At 36.0% G+C, this 13,378-nt stretch carries 18 protein-coding genes; 10 read left to right on the plus strand and 8 right to left on the minus strand.

Annotated features, from left to right (window positions below; translation table 11 throughout):
* Nucleotides 1-13: 13 nt before the first annotated feature.
* The 6 genes from MHB70_RS05150 to MHB70_RS05175 all read left to right on the plus strand — a co-directional run bounded on the left by MHB70_RS05150 (nucleotide 14) and on the right by MHB70_RS05175 (nucleotide 4,701).
* Nucleotides 14-751 (plus strand): sugar phosphate nucleotidyltransferase, encoded by a 738-nt coding sequence (locus tag MHB70_RS05150; RefSeq protein ID WP_000676186.1) that lies wholly within the window; start codon nucleotides 14-16, stop codon nucleotides 749-751.
* Between the two features lie 8 nt (nucleotides 752-759).
* Complete coding sequence (rfbC, locus tag MHB70_RS05155) at nucleotides 760-1,305, plus strand: dTDP-4-dehydrorhamnose 3,5-epimerase (protein ID WP_000869430.1); 546 nt, start codon at nucleotides 760-762, stop codon at nucleotides 1,303-1,305.
* Between the two features lie 15 nt (nucleotides 1,306-1,320).
* A complete protein-coding gene (rfbB, locus tag MHB70_RS05160) occupies nucleotides 1,321-2,292 on the plus strand; it encodes a dTDP-glucose 4,6-dehydratase (RefSeq protein ID WP_001024154.1) in 972 nt (323 codons plus the stop codon).
* A gap of 11 nt (nucleotides 2,293-2,303) precedes the next feature.
* Nucleotides 2,304-3,158 (plus strand): dTDP-4-dehydrorhamnose reductase, encoded by an 855-nt coding sequence (gene rfbD / locus MHB70_RS05165; RefSeq protein WP_000664678.1) that lies wholly within the window; start codon nucleotides 2,304-2,306, stop codon nucleotides 3,156-3,158.
* A gap of 108 nt (nucleotides 3,159-3,266) precedes the next feature.
* Entirely contained in the window at nucleotides 3,267-4,037 is a 771-nt protein-coding gene (gene fabI / locus MHB70_RS05170; RefSeq protein WP_000421885.1) for an enoyl-ACP reductase FabI, read from the plus strand.
* A 142-nt stretch (nucleotides 4,038-4,179) separates the two neighbouring features.
* A complete protein-coding gene (locus MHB70_RS05175) occupies nucleotides 4,180-4,701 on the plus strand; it encodes a spore coat CotO family protein (protein ID WP_002038172.1) in 522 nt (173 codons plus the stop codon).
* Nucleotides 4,702-4,761: 60 nt separating this feature from the next.
* Here the strand turns inward: MHB70_RS05175 and exsY are convergent, their stop codons facing one another.
* Nucleotides 4,762-5,220 (minus strand): exosporium assembly protein ExsY, encoded by a 459-nt coding sequence (gene exsY / locus MHB70_RS05180; RefSeq protein ID WP_001277750.1) that lies wholly within the window; start codon nucleotides 5,218-5,220, stop codon nucleotides 4,762-4,764.
* Nucleotides 5,221-5,345: 125 nt separating this feature from the next.
* On the opposite strand from exsY, the gene MHB70_RS05185 reads away from it, so the two are divergent.
* Complete coding sequence (locus MHB70_RS05185) at nucleotides 5,346-5,705, plus strand: DUF1360 domain-containing protein (RefSeq protein WP_000899656.1); 360 nt, start codon at nucleotides 5,346-5,348, stop codon at nucleotides 5,703-5,705.
* Nucleotides 5,706-5,806: 101 nt separating this feature from the next.
* On the plus strand, nucleotides 5,807-5,992 hold the full coding sequence (locus tag MHB70_RS05190) for a hypothetical protein (protein WP_033657318.1): 186 nt from the start codon (nucleotides 5,807-5,809) through the stop codon (nucleotides 5,990-5,992).
* A 78-nt stretch (nucleotides 5,993-6,070) separates the two neighbouring features.
* Here MHB70_RS05190 and exsF read toward each other — a convergent pair whose 3' ends face one another.
* From exsF to MHB70_RS05220, 6 genes are all read right to left on the minus strand, one after another.
* The gene (gene exsF / locus MHB70_RS05195) at nucleotides 6,071-6,574 is read right to left on the minus strand and encodes an exosporium protein ExsF (RefSeq protein WP_000492940.1); all 504 of its coding nucleotides are present in this window, start codon (nucleotides 6,572-6,574) and stop codon (nucleotides 6,071-6,073) included.
* Nucleotides 6,575-6,741: 167 nt separating this feature from the next.
* Nucleotides 6,742-7,212, minus strand: coding sequence for a spore coat protein CotY (gene cotY / locus MHB70_RS05200; RefSeq protein ID WP_001277720.1), 471 nt, complete (start codon nucleotides 7,210-7,212; stop codon nucleotides 6,742-6,744).
* A 132-nt stretch (nucleotides 7,213-7,344) separates the two neighbouring features.
* Nucleotides 7,345-9,411, minus strand: coding sequence for an ATP-dependent helicase (locus MHB70_RS05205; protein WP_000191189.1), 2,067 nt, complete (start codon nucleotides 9,409-9,411; stop codon nucleotides 7,345-7,347).
* A gap of 99 nt (nucleotides 9,412-9,510) precedes the next feature.
* Nucleotides 9,511-9,933, minus strand: a complete 423-nt coding sequence (locus MHB70_RS05210) for a GNAT family N-acetyltransferase (protein WP_000543300.1) — start codon at nucleotides 9,931-9,933, stop codon at nucleotides 9,511-9,513.
* Nucleotide 9,934: 1 nt separating this feature from the next.
* Nucleotides 9,935-10,453 (minus strand): YjcG family protein, encoded by a 519-nt coding sequence (locus MHB70_RS05215; RefSeq protein WP_000765873.1) that lies wholly within the window; start codon nucleotides 10,451-10,453, stop codon nucleotides 9,935-9,937.
* Nucleotides 10,454-10,546: 93 nt separating this feature from the next.
* Nucleotides 10,547-11,278: an alpha/beta hydrolase gene (locus MHB70_RS05220; protein WP_001076855.1), complete on the minus strand. Its 732-nt coding sequence runs from the start codon at nucleotides 11,276-11,278 to the stop codon at nucleotides 10,547-10,549.
* A gap of 203 nt (nucleotides 11,279-11,481) precedes the next feature.
* Between MHB70_RS05220 and MHB70_RS05225 the strand changes: the two genes are divergently transcribed.
* Nucleotides 11,482-12,393 (plus strand): DMT family transporter, encoded by a 912-nt coding sequence (locus tag MHB70_RS05225; RefSeq protein ID WP_000808239.1) that lies wholly within the window; start codon nucleotides 11,482-11,484, stop codon nucleotides 12,391-12,393.
* 77 nt (nucleotides 12,394-12,470) lie between these two features.
* Nucleotides 12,471-12,866: a PH domain-containing protein gene (locus tag MHB70_RS05230; RefSeq protein WP_000395641.1), complete on the plus strand. Its 396-nt coding sequence runs from the start codon at nucleotides 12,471-12,473 to the stop codon at nucleotides 12,864-12,866.
* Nucleotides 12,867-12,890: 24 nt separating this feature from the next.
* Here the strand turns inward: MHB70_RS05230 and MHB70_RS05235 are convergent, their stop codons facing one another.
* Nucleotides 12,891-13,289, minus strand: coding sequence for an Ig-like domain-containing protein (locus MHB70_RS05235; protein WP_000878713.1), 399 nt, complete (start codon nucleotides 13,287-13,289; stop codon nucleotides 12,891-12,893).
* Between the last annotated feature and the right edge of the window lie 89 nt (nucleotides 13,290-13,378).

A 13,378-nucleotide genomic window follows, 5' to 3' on the forward strand; every position in this document is an offset into this window, starting at 1 on the left:
GGAGAGATGTAGGATGAAAGGGATTATTTTAGCGGGCGGAACTGGATCGAGACTATATCCAATTACGAAAGTCACGAATAAACATTTGCTTCCTGTTGGACGGTATCCAATGATTTATCATGCAGTATATAAGCTAAAACAATGCGGGATTACAGATGTTATGATAATTACAGGTAAAGAGCATATGGGAGATGTTGTTAGCTTTTTAGGAAGTGGCCACGAATTTGGCGTGTCTTTTACGTATCGGGTGCAAGATAAAGCGGGCGGGATTGCACAAGCTTTAGGTCTTTGTGAAGATTTCGTCGGAAATGATCGTATGGTAGTTATATTAGGAGATAATATTTTTTCAGATGATATTCATCCGTATGTTGAAGAGTTTACAAAGCAAAAAGAAGGTGCGAAAGTGCTATTGCAATCTGTAGAAGATCCTGAAAGGTTTGGTGTAGCGCATATTCAAAACCGAAAAATAATTGAAATTGAAGAAAAGCCGAAAGAGCCGAAAAGCTCTTATGCTGTTACGGGAATTTATTTGTATGATTCGAAAGTCTTTTCTTATATAAAAGAATTAAAACCTTCCGCAAGGGGAGAACTTGAAATTACAGATATAAATAATTGGTATTTAAAACGAGGAGTACTTACTTATAATGAAATGAGCGGTTGGTGGACGGATGCGGGAACTCATGCTTCTCTTCAAAGGGCGAATACGTTAGCACGGGATATGAACTTTGGGAAACAGTTTAACGGAGAATAGGTGAGAATATGAAAGTTGTAGAAACAAACTTTACCGATGCAAAATTGTTAGAACCGAGGTTATTTGGAGATGAGCGTGGCTTTTTTACTGAAAGTTATAATAAGAAGGTGCTAGAAACATTAGGGGTTACGTATTCATTTGTACAGGATAATGTTTCTTATTCAGCAGAAGCGGGAACAATTCGCGGATTACACTTTCAAAAAAATCCGAAAGCACAAACGAAACTTATTCAAGTTATGCAAGGAGCAATCTATGATGTTATCGTTGATTTGCGAAGAGATTCACCAACCTTTAAACAGTGGAGAGGATATATTTTAAGCGCAGATAACCACAGGCAATTATTAGTGCCAAAAGGATTTGCACATGGTTTTTGTACACTTGTCCCGCATACTATTGTTATGTATAAAGTAGATGAATATTATAGTGCTGATCATGACTCTGGTGTGCTTTGGAACGATAAAGAATTAGCGATTCCATGGCCAGTAACAAGTCCTATTTTGTCTGATAAAGATCGAATATTACCGTTACTTCAGGAATGTGAAGATAGCTTTTGAGTAGGAGAGTTGTTTATGAATATATTAGTAACAGGTGGGGCCGGATTTATTGGAAGTAACTTTGTCCATTACATGTTACAAAGCTATGAAACATATAAAATAATAAATTTCGATGCATTAACATATAGCGGGAATTTAAATAACGTAAAGTCTCTTCAAGATCATCCGAATTACTTTTTTGTAAAAGGGGAAATTCAAAATGGAGAGCTGCTGGAACATGTTATTAAGGAACGTGACGTGCAAGTAGTTGTAAATTTCGCAGCTGAATCACATGTAGATCGTAGCATTGAAGATCCGATCCCTTTTTATGATACAAACGTAATCGGGACAGTCACTTTATTAGAATTAGTGAAAAAGTATCCGCATATTAAGCTCGTACAAGTATCAACAGATGAAGTATATGGTTCTTTAGGGAAAACAGGAAAGTTTACTGAGGAAACCCCATTAGCTCCAAATAGTCCGTATTCTTCAAGTAAGGCGAGCGCGGACATGATAGCTTTATCTTATTATAAAACATATAAATTACCAGTTATAGTGACGCGTTGTTCCAATAACTATGGGCCGTATCAATATCCCGAAAAATTAATTCCATTAATGGTTACGAATGCGCTGGAAGGAAAAAAACTACCGTTATATGGTGATGGATTAAATGTAAGAGATTGGTTACATGTAAAGGATCATTGCAGTGCAATTGACATCGTTTTGCATAAGGGGCGTTTAGGAGAAGTATATAATATAGGCGGAAATAATGAAAAAACAAATGTAGATGTTGTGGAGCAAATTATTACTCTCTTAGGTAAAACAGAAAAAGATATTGAATTTGTTACAGATCGTTTAGGTCATGATCGTCGTTATGCAATTGATGCACACAAAATGAAGAATGAGTTTGATTGGGAACCGCAGTATACGTTTGAACAAGGGCTAAAAGAAACAGTGGAATGGTATGAAAATCATATAGAATGGTGGAAACCACTAAAAGAAAAGTAAGGGGCATGAAAATGAAAGAGCGGGTTATTATAACAGGAGCAAATGGTCAGTTAGGAAAGCAACTGCAAGAAGAGTTAAGTCCTGAAGAATATGACATATATCCTTTTGATAAAAAGTTACTAGATGTAACAAACATATCCCGAGTTCAACAAGTGGTACAAGAGATAAGACCACATATAATCATTCATTGTGCAGCTTATACGAAGGTGGACCGTGCTGAGAAAGAACAAGATCTTGCTTATTTAATAAATGCAATAGGAGCTCGAAATGTAGCGGTTGCTTCACAATTAGTAGGGGCTAAGTTAGTTTACATTAGTACCGATTATGTATTTCAGGGCGCAAGACCGGATGGGTATGGGGAATTTCATAATCCAGCGCCGATAAATATATACGGGGCCTCTAAGTATGCGGGGGAGCAGTTCGTCAAAGAGTTACATAATAAATATTTTATCGTTCGTACATCGTGGCTGTATGGTAAATATGGAAGTAATTTTGTGAAAACGATGATGCGATTAGGTAAAGAAAAAGATGAAATAACCGTTGTAGCGGATCAAATTGGCTCTCCTACGTACGTGGCAGATTTAAATATGATGGTTAATAAGCTCATTCACACTTCTTTATACGGTACATATCACGTATCCAATAGAGGATCATGTTCTTGGTTTGAATTTGCACAAAAAATATTTTCTTATGCAAATATGAATGTGAATGTATTACCTGTTTCAACGGAAGAATTCGGATCGGAGGCTGCGAGGCCGAAATATTCTATTTTTCAACATAATATGCTACGATTAAATGGTTTTTTACAAATGCCTTCTTGGGAAGAAGGATTAGAACGTTTTTTTATAGAAACAAAAAGTCATTAACAAATTTATGTTAATGACTTTTTTGTTTGCCTTTAAGCGGTTTTATGGTACTATAATTATAGTATCAGGTACTAATAACAAGTATAAGTATTTCTGGGAGGATATATCATGGAACTATTACAAGGGAAAACATTTGTTGTTATGGGCGTTGCGAACCAAAGAAGTATTGCATGGGGAATTGCTCGCTCTTTGCATAATGCAGGTGCAAAATTAATATTCACATATGCAGGAGAACGTTTAGAAAGAAATGTTCGTGAATTAGCGGACACATTAGAAGGACAAGAATCACTTGTATTACCTTGTGATGTAACGAATGATGAAGAACTTACAGCTTGCTTTGAAACGATTAAGCAAGAAGTTGGTACAATTCACGGTGTAGCACATTGTATTGCTTTTGCAAATCGTGATGATTTAAAAGGTGAATTTGTAGATACTTCTCGCGATGGATTTTTACTTGCACAAAATATTAGTGCATTCTCTTTAACAGCTGTAGCAAGAGAAGCGAAGAAAGTAATGACAGAAGGCGGAAATATTTTAACGTTAACATACCTTGGTGGTGAGCGCGTTGTGAAGAATTATAACGTTATGGGTGTTGCGAAAGCTTCATTAGAAGCGAGCGTAAAATATTTAGCAAACGATTTAGGCCAACATGGCATTCGTGTGAACGCTATTTCTGCAGGACCAATTCGTACGTTATCTGCGAAAGGTGTAGGCGATTTTAACTCAATCTTAAGAGAAATCGAGGAGCGTGCACCACTTCGTCGTACTACAACGCCAGAAGAGGTTGGAGATACAGCAGTATTCCTATTCAGTGATTTAGCACGCGGTGTAACAGGAGAAAATATTCACGTTGATTCAGGATATCATATTTTAGGATAAATATTGATTATAGTTTTTAAAGGACAGTCTCTAAAAGTTGAGGCTGTCCTTTTTTATTGTTCTCAGAAAGAACGATTTTTAACGAAAGTTCTTGCCACGTTATGAATATAACTATAATAGTACACGATTTATTCAGCGACGTATGGAAGTGGGAGGGACGAGTGTGAAGAATAAAAATAAAAGTTCAACAGTTGGAAAACCGTTGTTATATATTGCGCAAGTAAATTTAGAACTTGCTGCACCGAAAATAAAACGAATTATATTAACGAATTTTGAAGATGAGGACCGAGAAGAGAAAAGTAATAGAAACGAAAATGTTGTAAGTAGTGCTGTGGAAGAGGTGATAGAACAAGAAGAGCAGCAAATAGAAGAAAAAATAGAAGAAGAGGAACAAGAAGAGCAAGAAGAACAACAGCAAGTGAGAGCCGTCCCGTACAATAAATCATTTAAAGATATGAATAATGAAGAAAAAATTCATTTTTTATTAAATCGTCCTCATTACATTCCGAAAGTAAGATGTAGGATAAGAACGACTACCGTCTCATATATAGGATCGATTATATCGTATCGTAATGGCATTGTATCCATTATGCCACCAAATAGTATGAGAGATGTTCGGTTATCTATAGAAGACATCAAATCGATTGATATGGCCGGCTTTTAAATATGTAAAGGTGGTAGAAAGCTTCTACCACCCCAATAGTTTTTTAGTTTACTTAACTTATTAGATAGTAACGTCGCGTAGGCATTGAATCGCACAGAAGCAGCTTAAATCAACAGTAATGCAAGTAGATGTCGAGATTAATCTTGCATTTGGTACAGCTAAAAACGTACAAATTGGATCGTCACCAGGCGGTACAGGAGAACCGTCACCTAATACTACAGTTAACACACGCAGTACAGCACAGCTATCATCATCTACGCTTTCCACACGGAAAATTGGAGAACGGCAGCTAGTAAGGCTTGAAGATGGTGCAAATGCTTCAAAAGGTTCACCAGTTTTTGTGTATAAAATAAAAGGGCGTGTATTTGCTACTGATGCAGTATTGTGTGCTCCTAAAAATGGGATTTCACAACCAGATCCACACGTAGTAGTAGAGCAATCTTGTAATTCATTGATGAATTTTACAACGTCAACTACACAATGAGAAGAGCTATGGTGTTTATTTTCGTTACAACTCATTAATGTCACTCCTTATCTTCTTGTTTGTATTTACATTAATAAGATATTGGAGTCGGAGAGATTTGGTCACAATCTCAAGACCTTTTTTTTTAAATAGGCGAAAGAAGATAAGGGAAGGTGGATTCATGCTATTTACAAGCTGGCTTTTATTTTTTATATTCGCGTTAGCTGCTTTTAGGCTCACTCGTTTAATTGTTTATGATAAAATTACAGCTTTTTTGCGAAGACCGTTTATTGATGAATTAGAGATTACGGAACCGGATGGAAGCTTATCAACTTTTACAAAAGTAAAAGGTAAAGGATTAAGAAAATGGATTGGCGAATTATTAAGTTGTTATTGGTGTACAGGTGTATGGGTCAGTGCTTTTTTATTAGTTTTATATAATTGGATCCCGATCGTTGCGGAGCCATTACTTGCATTATTAGCTATCGCAGGTGCAGCTGCAATTATTGAAACAATTACAGGATATTTTATAGGAGAATAATATAGTTTCAAAATGTGAGAAAAAGCGGAGTTTAAAAGAATGAGGGAACGGATATAAGAAGTTGTTCATATAGTGAATAGACAGAATTGACAGTAGAGGAGATGTTTGCTGTGAGCAGTAATCAAAGGCAAAATTCATATGACCTGCAGCAGTGGTATCACATACAGCAACAACACCAAGCACAACAACAGGCATATCAAGAACAATTGCAACAACAAGGATTTGTGAAGAAAAAGGGATGTAATTGCGGGAAAAAGAAGAACAAAATAAAACAATATGAAGAATGAAACACTCATGTTACTGTGAGTGTTTTTTATTATAAATATAAAAAAGCGGTATTCCTGTTTTAGAAATACCGCTTTTTACTAGCTAATTTGTGCAACTGTTAATGCTGCCGCACGGACGTCTACAGTTCCAATCAATTCAACTGGTACGATTTGAATTAAGTCACCAGGGTTTAAGTTAATAAGAATAACACCACTGGATACGTCTACTTCACCAGTACCAATAACGTTAGAACGAACCGCTGTACCTGATCCAGGAATAATGTTAGCCGGCGTACCTAATGATAAGAAGAAACGACCAGCTTCTGGTGCCGTAGGAACGTTATCAAGACTAATTGTTAATGTATAACTAATTTGATAAATACCAGCTCGTAGAATTCGAATACCATCTCCGACACTTACTGTATCATTTATTACAGGAACAGTAATATTTGGGTTTGGACTTACGCTAGGTAATAGTAATGGTGTAAATAGTGAAGCGAACTGAGGTGCAGAAGCGTTGAAAGCAAAACCGAAGGCAGGTAGTGTACTAGCTGGTTTCGCTTCGCAATCAATCTTAGTAAATTCGCAATCAGAAGAGAACATGTTTTTCACTCCTTTATCTGTTTCTACTTTCAGTTAATGAAAAGGACAGGTTCTATGTTCTAGACAAGTTCCCAATTTTATAAAAAATACATAATAATACCTTTTAAGCATGGATTGGGTGGCAGAATTCTCTGCCACCCAATCCATGCTTAAATCGTTATTTAGTTTTAAATCGTAACATCACGTAAGCATTGAATAGCACAGAAGCAACTTAAATCAACCGTAAGACAAGCAGGGGTTGATACTAACCTTGCATTTGGTACATTTAAAAACGTACAAATTGGATCGTCACCAGGTGGTACAGAGGAGCCATCACCTAATACTACAGCTAATGCACGTAACACAGCACAATCATCATCATCGATGCTTTCAACGCGGAAAATTGGAGTTCTACAGCTAACAAGGCTTCCTGATGGTGCAAATGCTTCAAAAGGTTCTCCAGCCTTTGTGTATAAAATAAAAGGACGTGTATTCGCTACTGATGCAGTGTTATGTGCTCCTAAAAATGGAACTTCGCAACCAGATCCACATGTAGTGGTTGCGCATTCTTGTAATTCATGTATAAAACGAACGACATTAGATACACAGTTGAAATCAAAATCATGGTGATGATTATCTTCGTTGCAATTGCAGCTCATTATGTTCACTCCTTATCGTGAGTTCTGACATACACTATTACAATATGAACGGGATATGGTTGATATTACGTTAATTCTTATGATAAAAGCAGGTAATTTGAATAGGAGGGGGGAGTACGAGAAAAGACATCCTTATTTAGTGGATGTCTTTTCAGGTAAGTCTTTTCTTGTAGTATATAAAAAACGAGATATGTCTAATTTCTTTCCTCTGAAAAATTGCGGAGAAGAAATGTAAAGTTCTTCTTTCGCACGTGTAATTGCGACATAGAGTAATCGTCGTTCTTCCTCTAGTGCTTCAGAAGTTTCCGTTACACGGTCATTTGCGTCTTTTAAAGAAGAAGTATGCGGCAAAATACCATCGCTCGCTCCAAGTAAAAAGACGCATGGAAACTCAAGGCCTTTTGCGTTATGAATGGACATAAGCGAAACGGCATCTTTTTGCGGCATAGTTTTTAATGCTTCCATTTCTTTTTGACCTTGAATCGCCTCGTCGATAAATTGTAAGTAAGCTGGAATATCGGTGAAACGAGTTGCAGACTCCATTAATTCTTCTAACATTTCTTCTTGGATGTCTTTATGCATCGTAAAGGAAGAACGATCGTTACTTTGTAAGTACTCTAAATATTTTCCTTTACCATGAATAATTTCTTTTAATGCTTTTTTCGGTTCTAGTTCTTTTATAAATTTAATAAAATCAATGCGCTCATTTACCTTTTTTACTTGAAAAGGTTTCAAGCTCGGATTTAATAATAAGAAATGAAGAAGAGAAGGGAAACGACCTTCACCATATTTCCATTGCTCACGTTCAATAAAGGAAATGCACTCATCTCGGCCGATATACATAGTTGGTAATATGTTAGAAAGAGATTCTAGGCGAAACGGTTCAATCACGAGTCGTAAATGATCTAATACAGGTCTAATTAAAGAGTGCTCGTAAAAGGATTGACTCGCACCGTGTTTAATAAACGGGATTTTATGAATTGTAAGCTGATCAAGTAACGAACGGCTTACAGAATGTGTGCGATACAGTAAACAAAAATCTTTATAGTTTCGTTCGCCACTATCTACTTTCTCTTGAATGAGCTGTAAAATTTGATTTGCTTCATCAAGAGTTGTAGCTGGTCGTGCGTAAAATGGTTGTACACCTTCTTCACGAACAGAATATAGCTCTTTATCAAAACGCTCTTGATTTAGTTTGATAACTTCATTTCCAAGTCCAACGATAAATGGATTGGATCGATAATTCGTATTAAGCGCGATAATCGTTGTATTATCAAATTCCTTTGGGAAAGATAAAATAATTTGATGACTTGCTCCTCGCCAGCCATAGATCGCTTGATCATCATCACCTGCGATAAATAAATTATTTCTTGGCGTGGCTAACAATTTTACAATTTCATATTGTGCATACGATGTATCTTGGAACTCATCTACTTCAATATAGTGGAAACGTTGTTGTAATTGAGTAAGTAAGGGAGCGTTATTTTCTAACATATAATATGTTTCTAATAAGATGTCGTCGAAATCGATATAATTATATCGTTGTTTTACCTCTTCAAAACGTTCGTATACTTCTTTAAATTCTTGTTCAACTGGTGTTTTCGCTTTTACATCTTTCGGCCGATTTAAGTTGTTTTTTTCAAGGGAAATCATAGCGAGCATCGTTTCCGCATCATAACCGTCTTTTAAACGTAATTCTTTTAAAATTTTCTTTATCATAATTTGTTTATGTTTTTCATTTGCTAAAATTTGCTGATTATATCCTTGGCTACGAAGCAATTTTAAAAAGACAGAGTGGAATGTACCAGCAACAACATAGCTACTTGTGGCACGATTCATACCTGGTAAATTTGCTACACGACTTCGGATTTCTTCAGCCGCTTTTTGTGTAAATGTAAGCAATAAAATATTCCGTGGATGAACTTGTTTTACATTTACTAAATAACCAACGCGGGTTGTTAAAACAGATGTTTTTCCGCTTCCGGCACCAGCCAATGTAAGAACAGGACCTTCTGTCGTTCGCACAGCTTCTAATTGTTTTTCGTTTAGAAAAACATTTTGCTGTTCGAGAGCGCGGAAATACGCCGCATCTGCATCTTCTTCCATAATTAAATGGGTAGATGTTTTCGGAATATGATATGTCGCACGCGGAATATCAGCGTGTGTTAACGATTTTTGTGAAAATTTTTCTTGTGTCATATATTCACCTTCAAAACTATAGCATCAACATTTAACTTTAGCGGAAGAAAAAGAAAATAGCAATGTAAAAAACAGGAGGGGCTACCTCCTGTTTTCAAATTACAATTCTTTTATCATAACGATGTGAGGAATATTTGCTTCCATAAATACATCAGAACTCGTTACGTATCCAAGTTTTTTATAGAAATCTTCAGCATGTGTTTGGGCATGAAGTTTCAATTTTGGTAGCGAGTTTTTTTTTGCATATGCTTCAAGTGCATCCATTACAATTTTTCCAATGCCTTTTTTACGATGGGAAGCTAGTACGCAAATGCGTTCCATTTTTCCTATTCCATCAATGGTGCGAAAACGACCAGCACCAACTGGAACATCATTATCATATATAACAACGTGTGTTGATGTTTCTTCAAACTCATCATACTCTTCTTCAGCAGAAACGCGTTGTTCATTCACGAATACTTGCTTACGTACAGAGAATGCATCTCTTAGTTGTTCGTCTGTTTGTACGATCTGTGCGTGCAAATTAGTTGTTCCCCTTTCCAAGGTGGAATGTTTCGTGTACAGTCCATGTTCCGTTTTCTAATTGATATAGAAGATGGAAGCGATCAATTGGTTGTTCATAATAGAAATCTTTCATACGTAATCGACCTAATACATCAGCATGCTCTGCATCTGATAAACCTTGTCCGATTGTTAAATGAGGTACGAAAGCGTATTCGCGTTCTTGCGTGAATAATCCGCTATGCATTTCTTCATTTAAGAAAGTAAGTTCAGGTGTTTTTTCTACTTTAAAATAAAGAACATTATTAACAGGTGCGAATGAACCAACTTTTCCGACATGAAGGGTGAAAGGGTTCGTTTTATTTGCGATTGTATGTAGCTCGTTTACAATCGATTCTAATTGTTCATCTTGCGTCTCAAAGGGTGTTTTCAATGTAATATGTGGCGGAACTAATGCGTAGTGCGGATCATAACGCTTACGCAATCCGTTCGCTTTATCTTGAATCATTTTAGATGGAAAAATTACAATGCCTAATTTCATGTTCCAATTCCTCCCTTTGTAAGTCTAGTTAGATTTTGAGAAAAATAAATCTCTTTATCTATTATATCAAATTATTCTGAACACTGCTCTCTATTATTTCATTGATAGAATATGAGAGAAGGCTTTCGGTAAGTCAGCCTGCCAATACTTCCAAGTATGATTACCTTCAAACTCTTCGTAATGCGTGATGAAATTTCTATCTGTAAGAAGAGTATTAAGCTCACGGTTCGGTTCTACGAAATCAGATACTTGTCCATCAGTGCGCTTTACAGCTGTTTCTTCTGTACCAATGACGTGATAAAGTTCTAAAGCCTGTGGATCTTTGAATTCTTTTGCTAAGTTCATTACTGTTTCGTCAACAAATGGTGATTGCATAACAACTTTACCGAATGTATGCGGATACATAAGTGCAGTCATAAAGGAAACTGTACCGCCAAGAGAATCTCCAATTAAAACGCGACCTTTACCCATTTGATACGTTGGATAATTTTCATCGATATATGGAGCAAGCTCGTGAGCAAGGAAACGAATGTAAGCAGCATTCTTTACATCGCTTGGGAAATATTTTTCCTTACGATCGTGTACGTTTTTATATGGAATACCGACAATAATTGTGCGGTCAATTTCTTCAGTTTCACGAAGGCTTTCAATTACACGGTGTGCTTTACCGAGCTGAAAATAATCTCTACCATCTTGTGCAATTACAACTGTATGTTTGTGCAGTGGCGTGTAATTTACTGGTAAGTAAACTAAAAGCGTAACATCTTCTTGAAGTGATGCGCTATAAAATGAAATTTCCTCAATTCTCCCTATTGTTTGATTCATGTAGATCCCCCTAAATAAAAATTTACTGTAATGATTGTAAGGGCGACGCTTATAGTGAAAATGAAAGAACGATTCACTAATAGGTGCCTTAATTTCTATTTTACCATAATGGTACGAAGAATCTAAAAAATTAGTATTTAAGTTAGGAAAGAAAACGGATATAATGAAGTGGGATTTTTGACAGGTGAGAGGGGAGACAGAATTTGAAACAGGAAAGATCAATTGCACTACCGTTAGCCATTTCCATTATAGCTATTTCATTCGCAGCAGTTTTTGTAAAGATGTCCTCAGCACCATCTTCCATCTTAAGTATGTATCGTTTATGGATTATTGTACTTATTATGCTGCCTATCGTTTGGAAGAAGCGGGAAGAGTTCCAGAAGATTCAAATAAAAGATTGGGGATTTTTAATTGGATCTGGATTCTTTTTAGCGCTACATTTTCTTTTATGGTTTGAGTCTTTAAAGCATACAACAGTTGCTAGCTCGACAATTATTTTAGCACTTCAACCGATCGTGTCTTTAGTTGGAGGTTTTTTTCTATTTAAAGAAAGAACAACCTACTCAGCCATTGCAACGATGGGTATCGCTATATTAGGTGTAATGTGTATTGGTTGGGGAGATTTAGGTTTAAGTAAACAAGCAATTTATGGAGATATATTATCCTTTTTAAGTGTAATAGCGGTTGTCGGTTATTTATTTATCGGGCAAACGACAGTAAAGAAAGTCTCACACTGGATTTATAGCTTTACAGTTTTTGCATTCGCAGGTATTTTTATGGGGATTTATAATATCGTGCTGCAAGTGCCTTTTACAGGTTATACGAAGTGGGACTGGACCGTTTTTCTTTTACTTGCGATTGTACCGACAGTGTCACATGTCATTAATAATTGGTTATTAAACTACGTAAATGCAACAACAATTTCGATGAGTATTTTAGGAGAACCAGTTGGGGCGTCTATACTAGCATTTTTCTTACTGGGAGAAAAATTAAACGCAATGCAAATTATCGGCAGCACGCTCGTATTGTTTGGTGTATCTGTTTTCTTACTGCAGCAACAAAAAAGAACAGCAAAAAATGTGGTGAACGAGCCAGTGTATACACAGGATTTATAATGTTAGCGGAGAAAAGAGAAGTTAAGATACTTCTCTTTTTGTTTTGTAGAAATTTAGGTGAAGAAGGGGGGAGTGTAGTGGAATTTCCATCAAAAAAAGACGCATGGTTATATTCAATCTTTTTCATTATTTTAGGCGCCTGTTTTACTCCAATATTTGCAGGGAGAGAATATTTTCTTTTGTTTTTTACAATTCCATTGGCAATAGTATTTATTTGGAGTTGGTTTTCAACAAAATATATTGTCGGGGAAGAAACAATTACTATTAGATCAGGTCCCGTAAAAAAATGTATATTTATACGAGATATAAAACAAATTTCAAATACGAAAAACCCAATAGCAGCTCACGCATTATCATTCGATCGACTTGAAATTGTTTACGGCGTACATAAAACAGAGATTATTTCTCCTAAAGATAAAGAACAATTCATCAATCTCGTAAAAAGTAAAAATCCCCACATTGAAATAAAGTAAAAGAGTGGCTTCGTAGCCACTCTTTTACTTTGGGTTTGTCATATAAGGTTGTACATGAATGACGCATAGGTCACGAAATTTTCCTTCAGCAGTTGTAACAATTACGACTGCTCTTCCTGCACTTTTTCCAGTAATCGTTACCGTATCTCCTTTTGGATATATGGTAATGATGTCAGAATTCATATTTGTCCAAATAAGTTCTTTATTTGCTGCTTGCATTGGCAAAACGGAAGCTGATAAATCCGCACTTTGTCCAGTTTTTATTTTCAACTTATTTTTTTGCATATGAATACCGATAACGGAAATAACAGAAGGAGCAATTGAAATTTTGGGTGGATTAGGTTGAATGTTTAAACGAGAAGCAGAAGTATTTGTAATAGGTGAAAATTTTCTTATATGTTGTTGCTGGAAAGCTGCTAACATGTTGGAGTCCCCTTTCTGTATAAGTGCTAATACTAATACTATAAAGGAGTAGTGTTATGTTAAATTTAACGAAACATAAAGAATTTGTT

Source organism: Bacillus sp. FSL M7-1020, assembly GCF_038050415.1.
In the GTDB taxonomy this organism is placed as follows: Bacteria; Bacillota; Bacilli; order Bacillales; family Bacillaceae_G; genus Bacillus_A; species Bacillus_A toyonensis.

Excerpts from the sequence above, each read along its gene's own strand:
- MHB70_RS05150 (WP_000676186.1), top strand. The coding sequence starts at position 14 with ATGAAAGGGATTATTTTAGCGGGCGGAACTGGATCGAGACTATATCCA.
- rfbC (WP_000869430.1), top strand. The coding sequence starts at position 760 with ATGAAAGTTGTAGAAACAAACTTTACCGATGCAAAATTGTTAGAACCG.
- rfbB (WP_001024154.1), top strand. The coding sequence starts at position 1,321 with ATGAATATATTAGTAACAGGTGGGGCCGGATTTATTGGAAGTAACTTT.
- rfbD (WP_000664678.1), top strand. The coding sequence starts at position 2,304 with ATGAAAGAGCGGGTTATTATAACAGGAGCAAATGGTCAGTTAGGAAAG.
- fabI (WP_000421885.1), top strand. The coding sequence starts at position 3,267 with ATGGAACTATTACAAGGGAAAACATTTGTTGTTATGGGCGTTGCGAAC.
- MHB70_RS05175 (WP_002038172.1), top strand. The coding sequence starts at position 4,180 with ATGGAAGTGGGAGGGACGAGTGTGAAGAATAAAAATAAAAGTTCAACA.
- exsY (WP_001277750.1), bottom strand. The coding sequence starts at position 5,220 with ATGAGTTGTAACGAAAATAAACACCATAGCTCTTCTCATTGTGTAGTT.
- MHB70_RS05185 (WP_000899656.1), top strand. The coding sequence starts at position 5,346 with ATGCTATTTACAAGCTGGCTTTTATTTTTTATATTCGCGTTAGCTGCT.
- MHB70_RS05190 (WP_033657318.1), top strand. The coding sequence starts at position 5,807 with ATGTTTGCTGTGAGCAGTAATCAAAGGCAAAATTCATATGACCTGCAG.
- exsF (WP_000492940.1), bottom strand. The coding sequence starts at position 6,574 with ATGTTCTCTTCTGATTGCGAATTTACTAAGATTGATTGCGAAGCGAAA.
- cotY (WP_001277720.1), bottom strand. The coding sequence starts at position 7,212 with ATGAGCTGCAATTGCAACGAAGATAATCATCACCATGATTTTGATTTC.
- MHB70_RS05205 (WP_000191189.1), bottom strand. The coding sequence starts at position 9,411 with ATGACACAAGAAAAATTTTCACAAAAATCGTTAACACACGCTGATATT.
- MHB70_RS05215 (WP_000765873.1), bottom strand. The coding sequence starts at position 10,453 with ATGAAATTAGGCATTGTAATTTTTCCATCTAAAATGATTCAAGATAAA.
- MHB70_RS05220 (WP_001076855.1), bottom strand. The coding sequence starts at position 11,278 with ATGAATCAAACAATAGGGAGAATTGAGGAAATTTCATTTTATAGCGCA.
- MHB70_RS05235 (WP_000878713.1), bottom strand. The coding sequence starts at position 13,289 with ATGTTAGCAGCTTTCCAGCAACAACATATAAGAAAATTTTCACCTATT.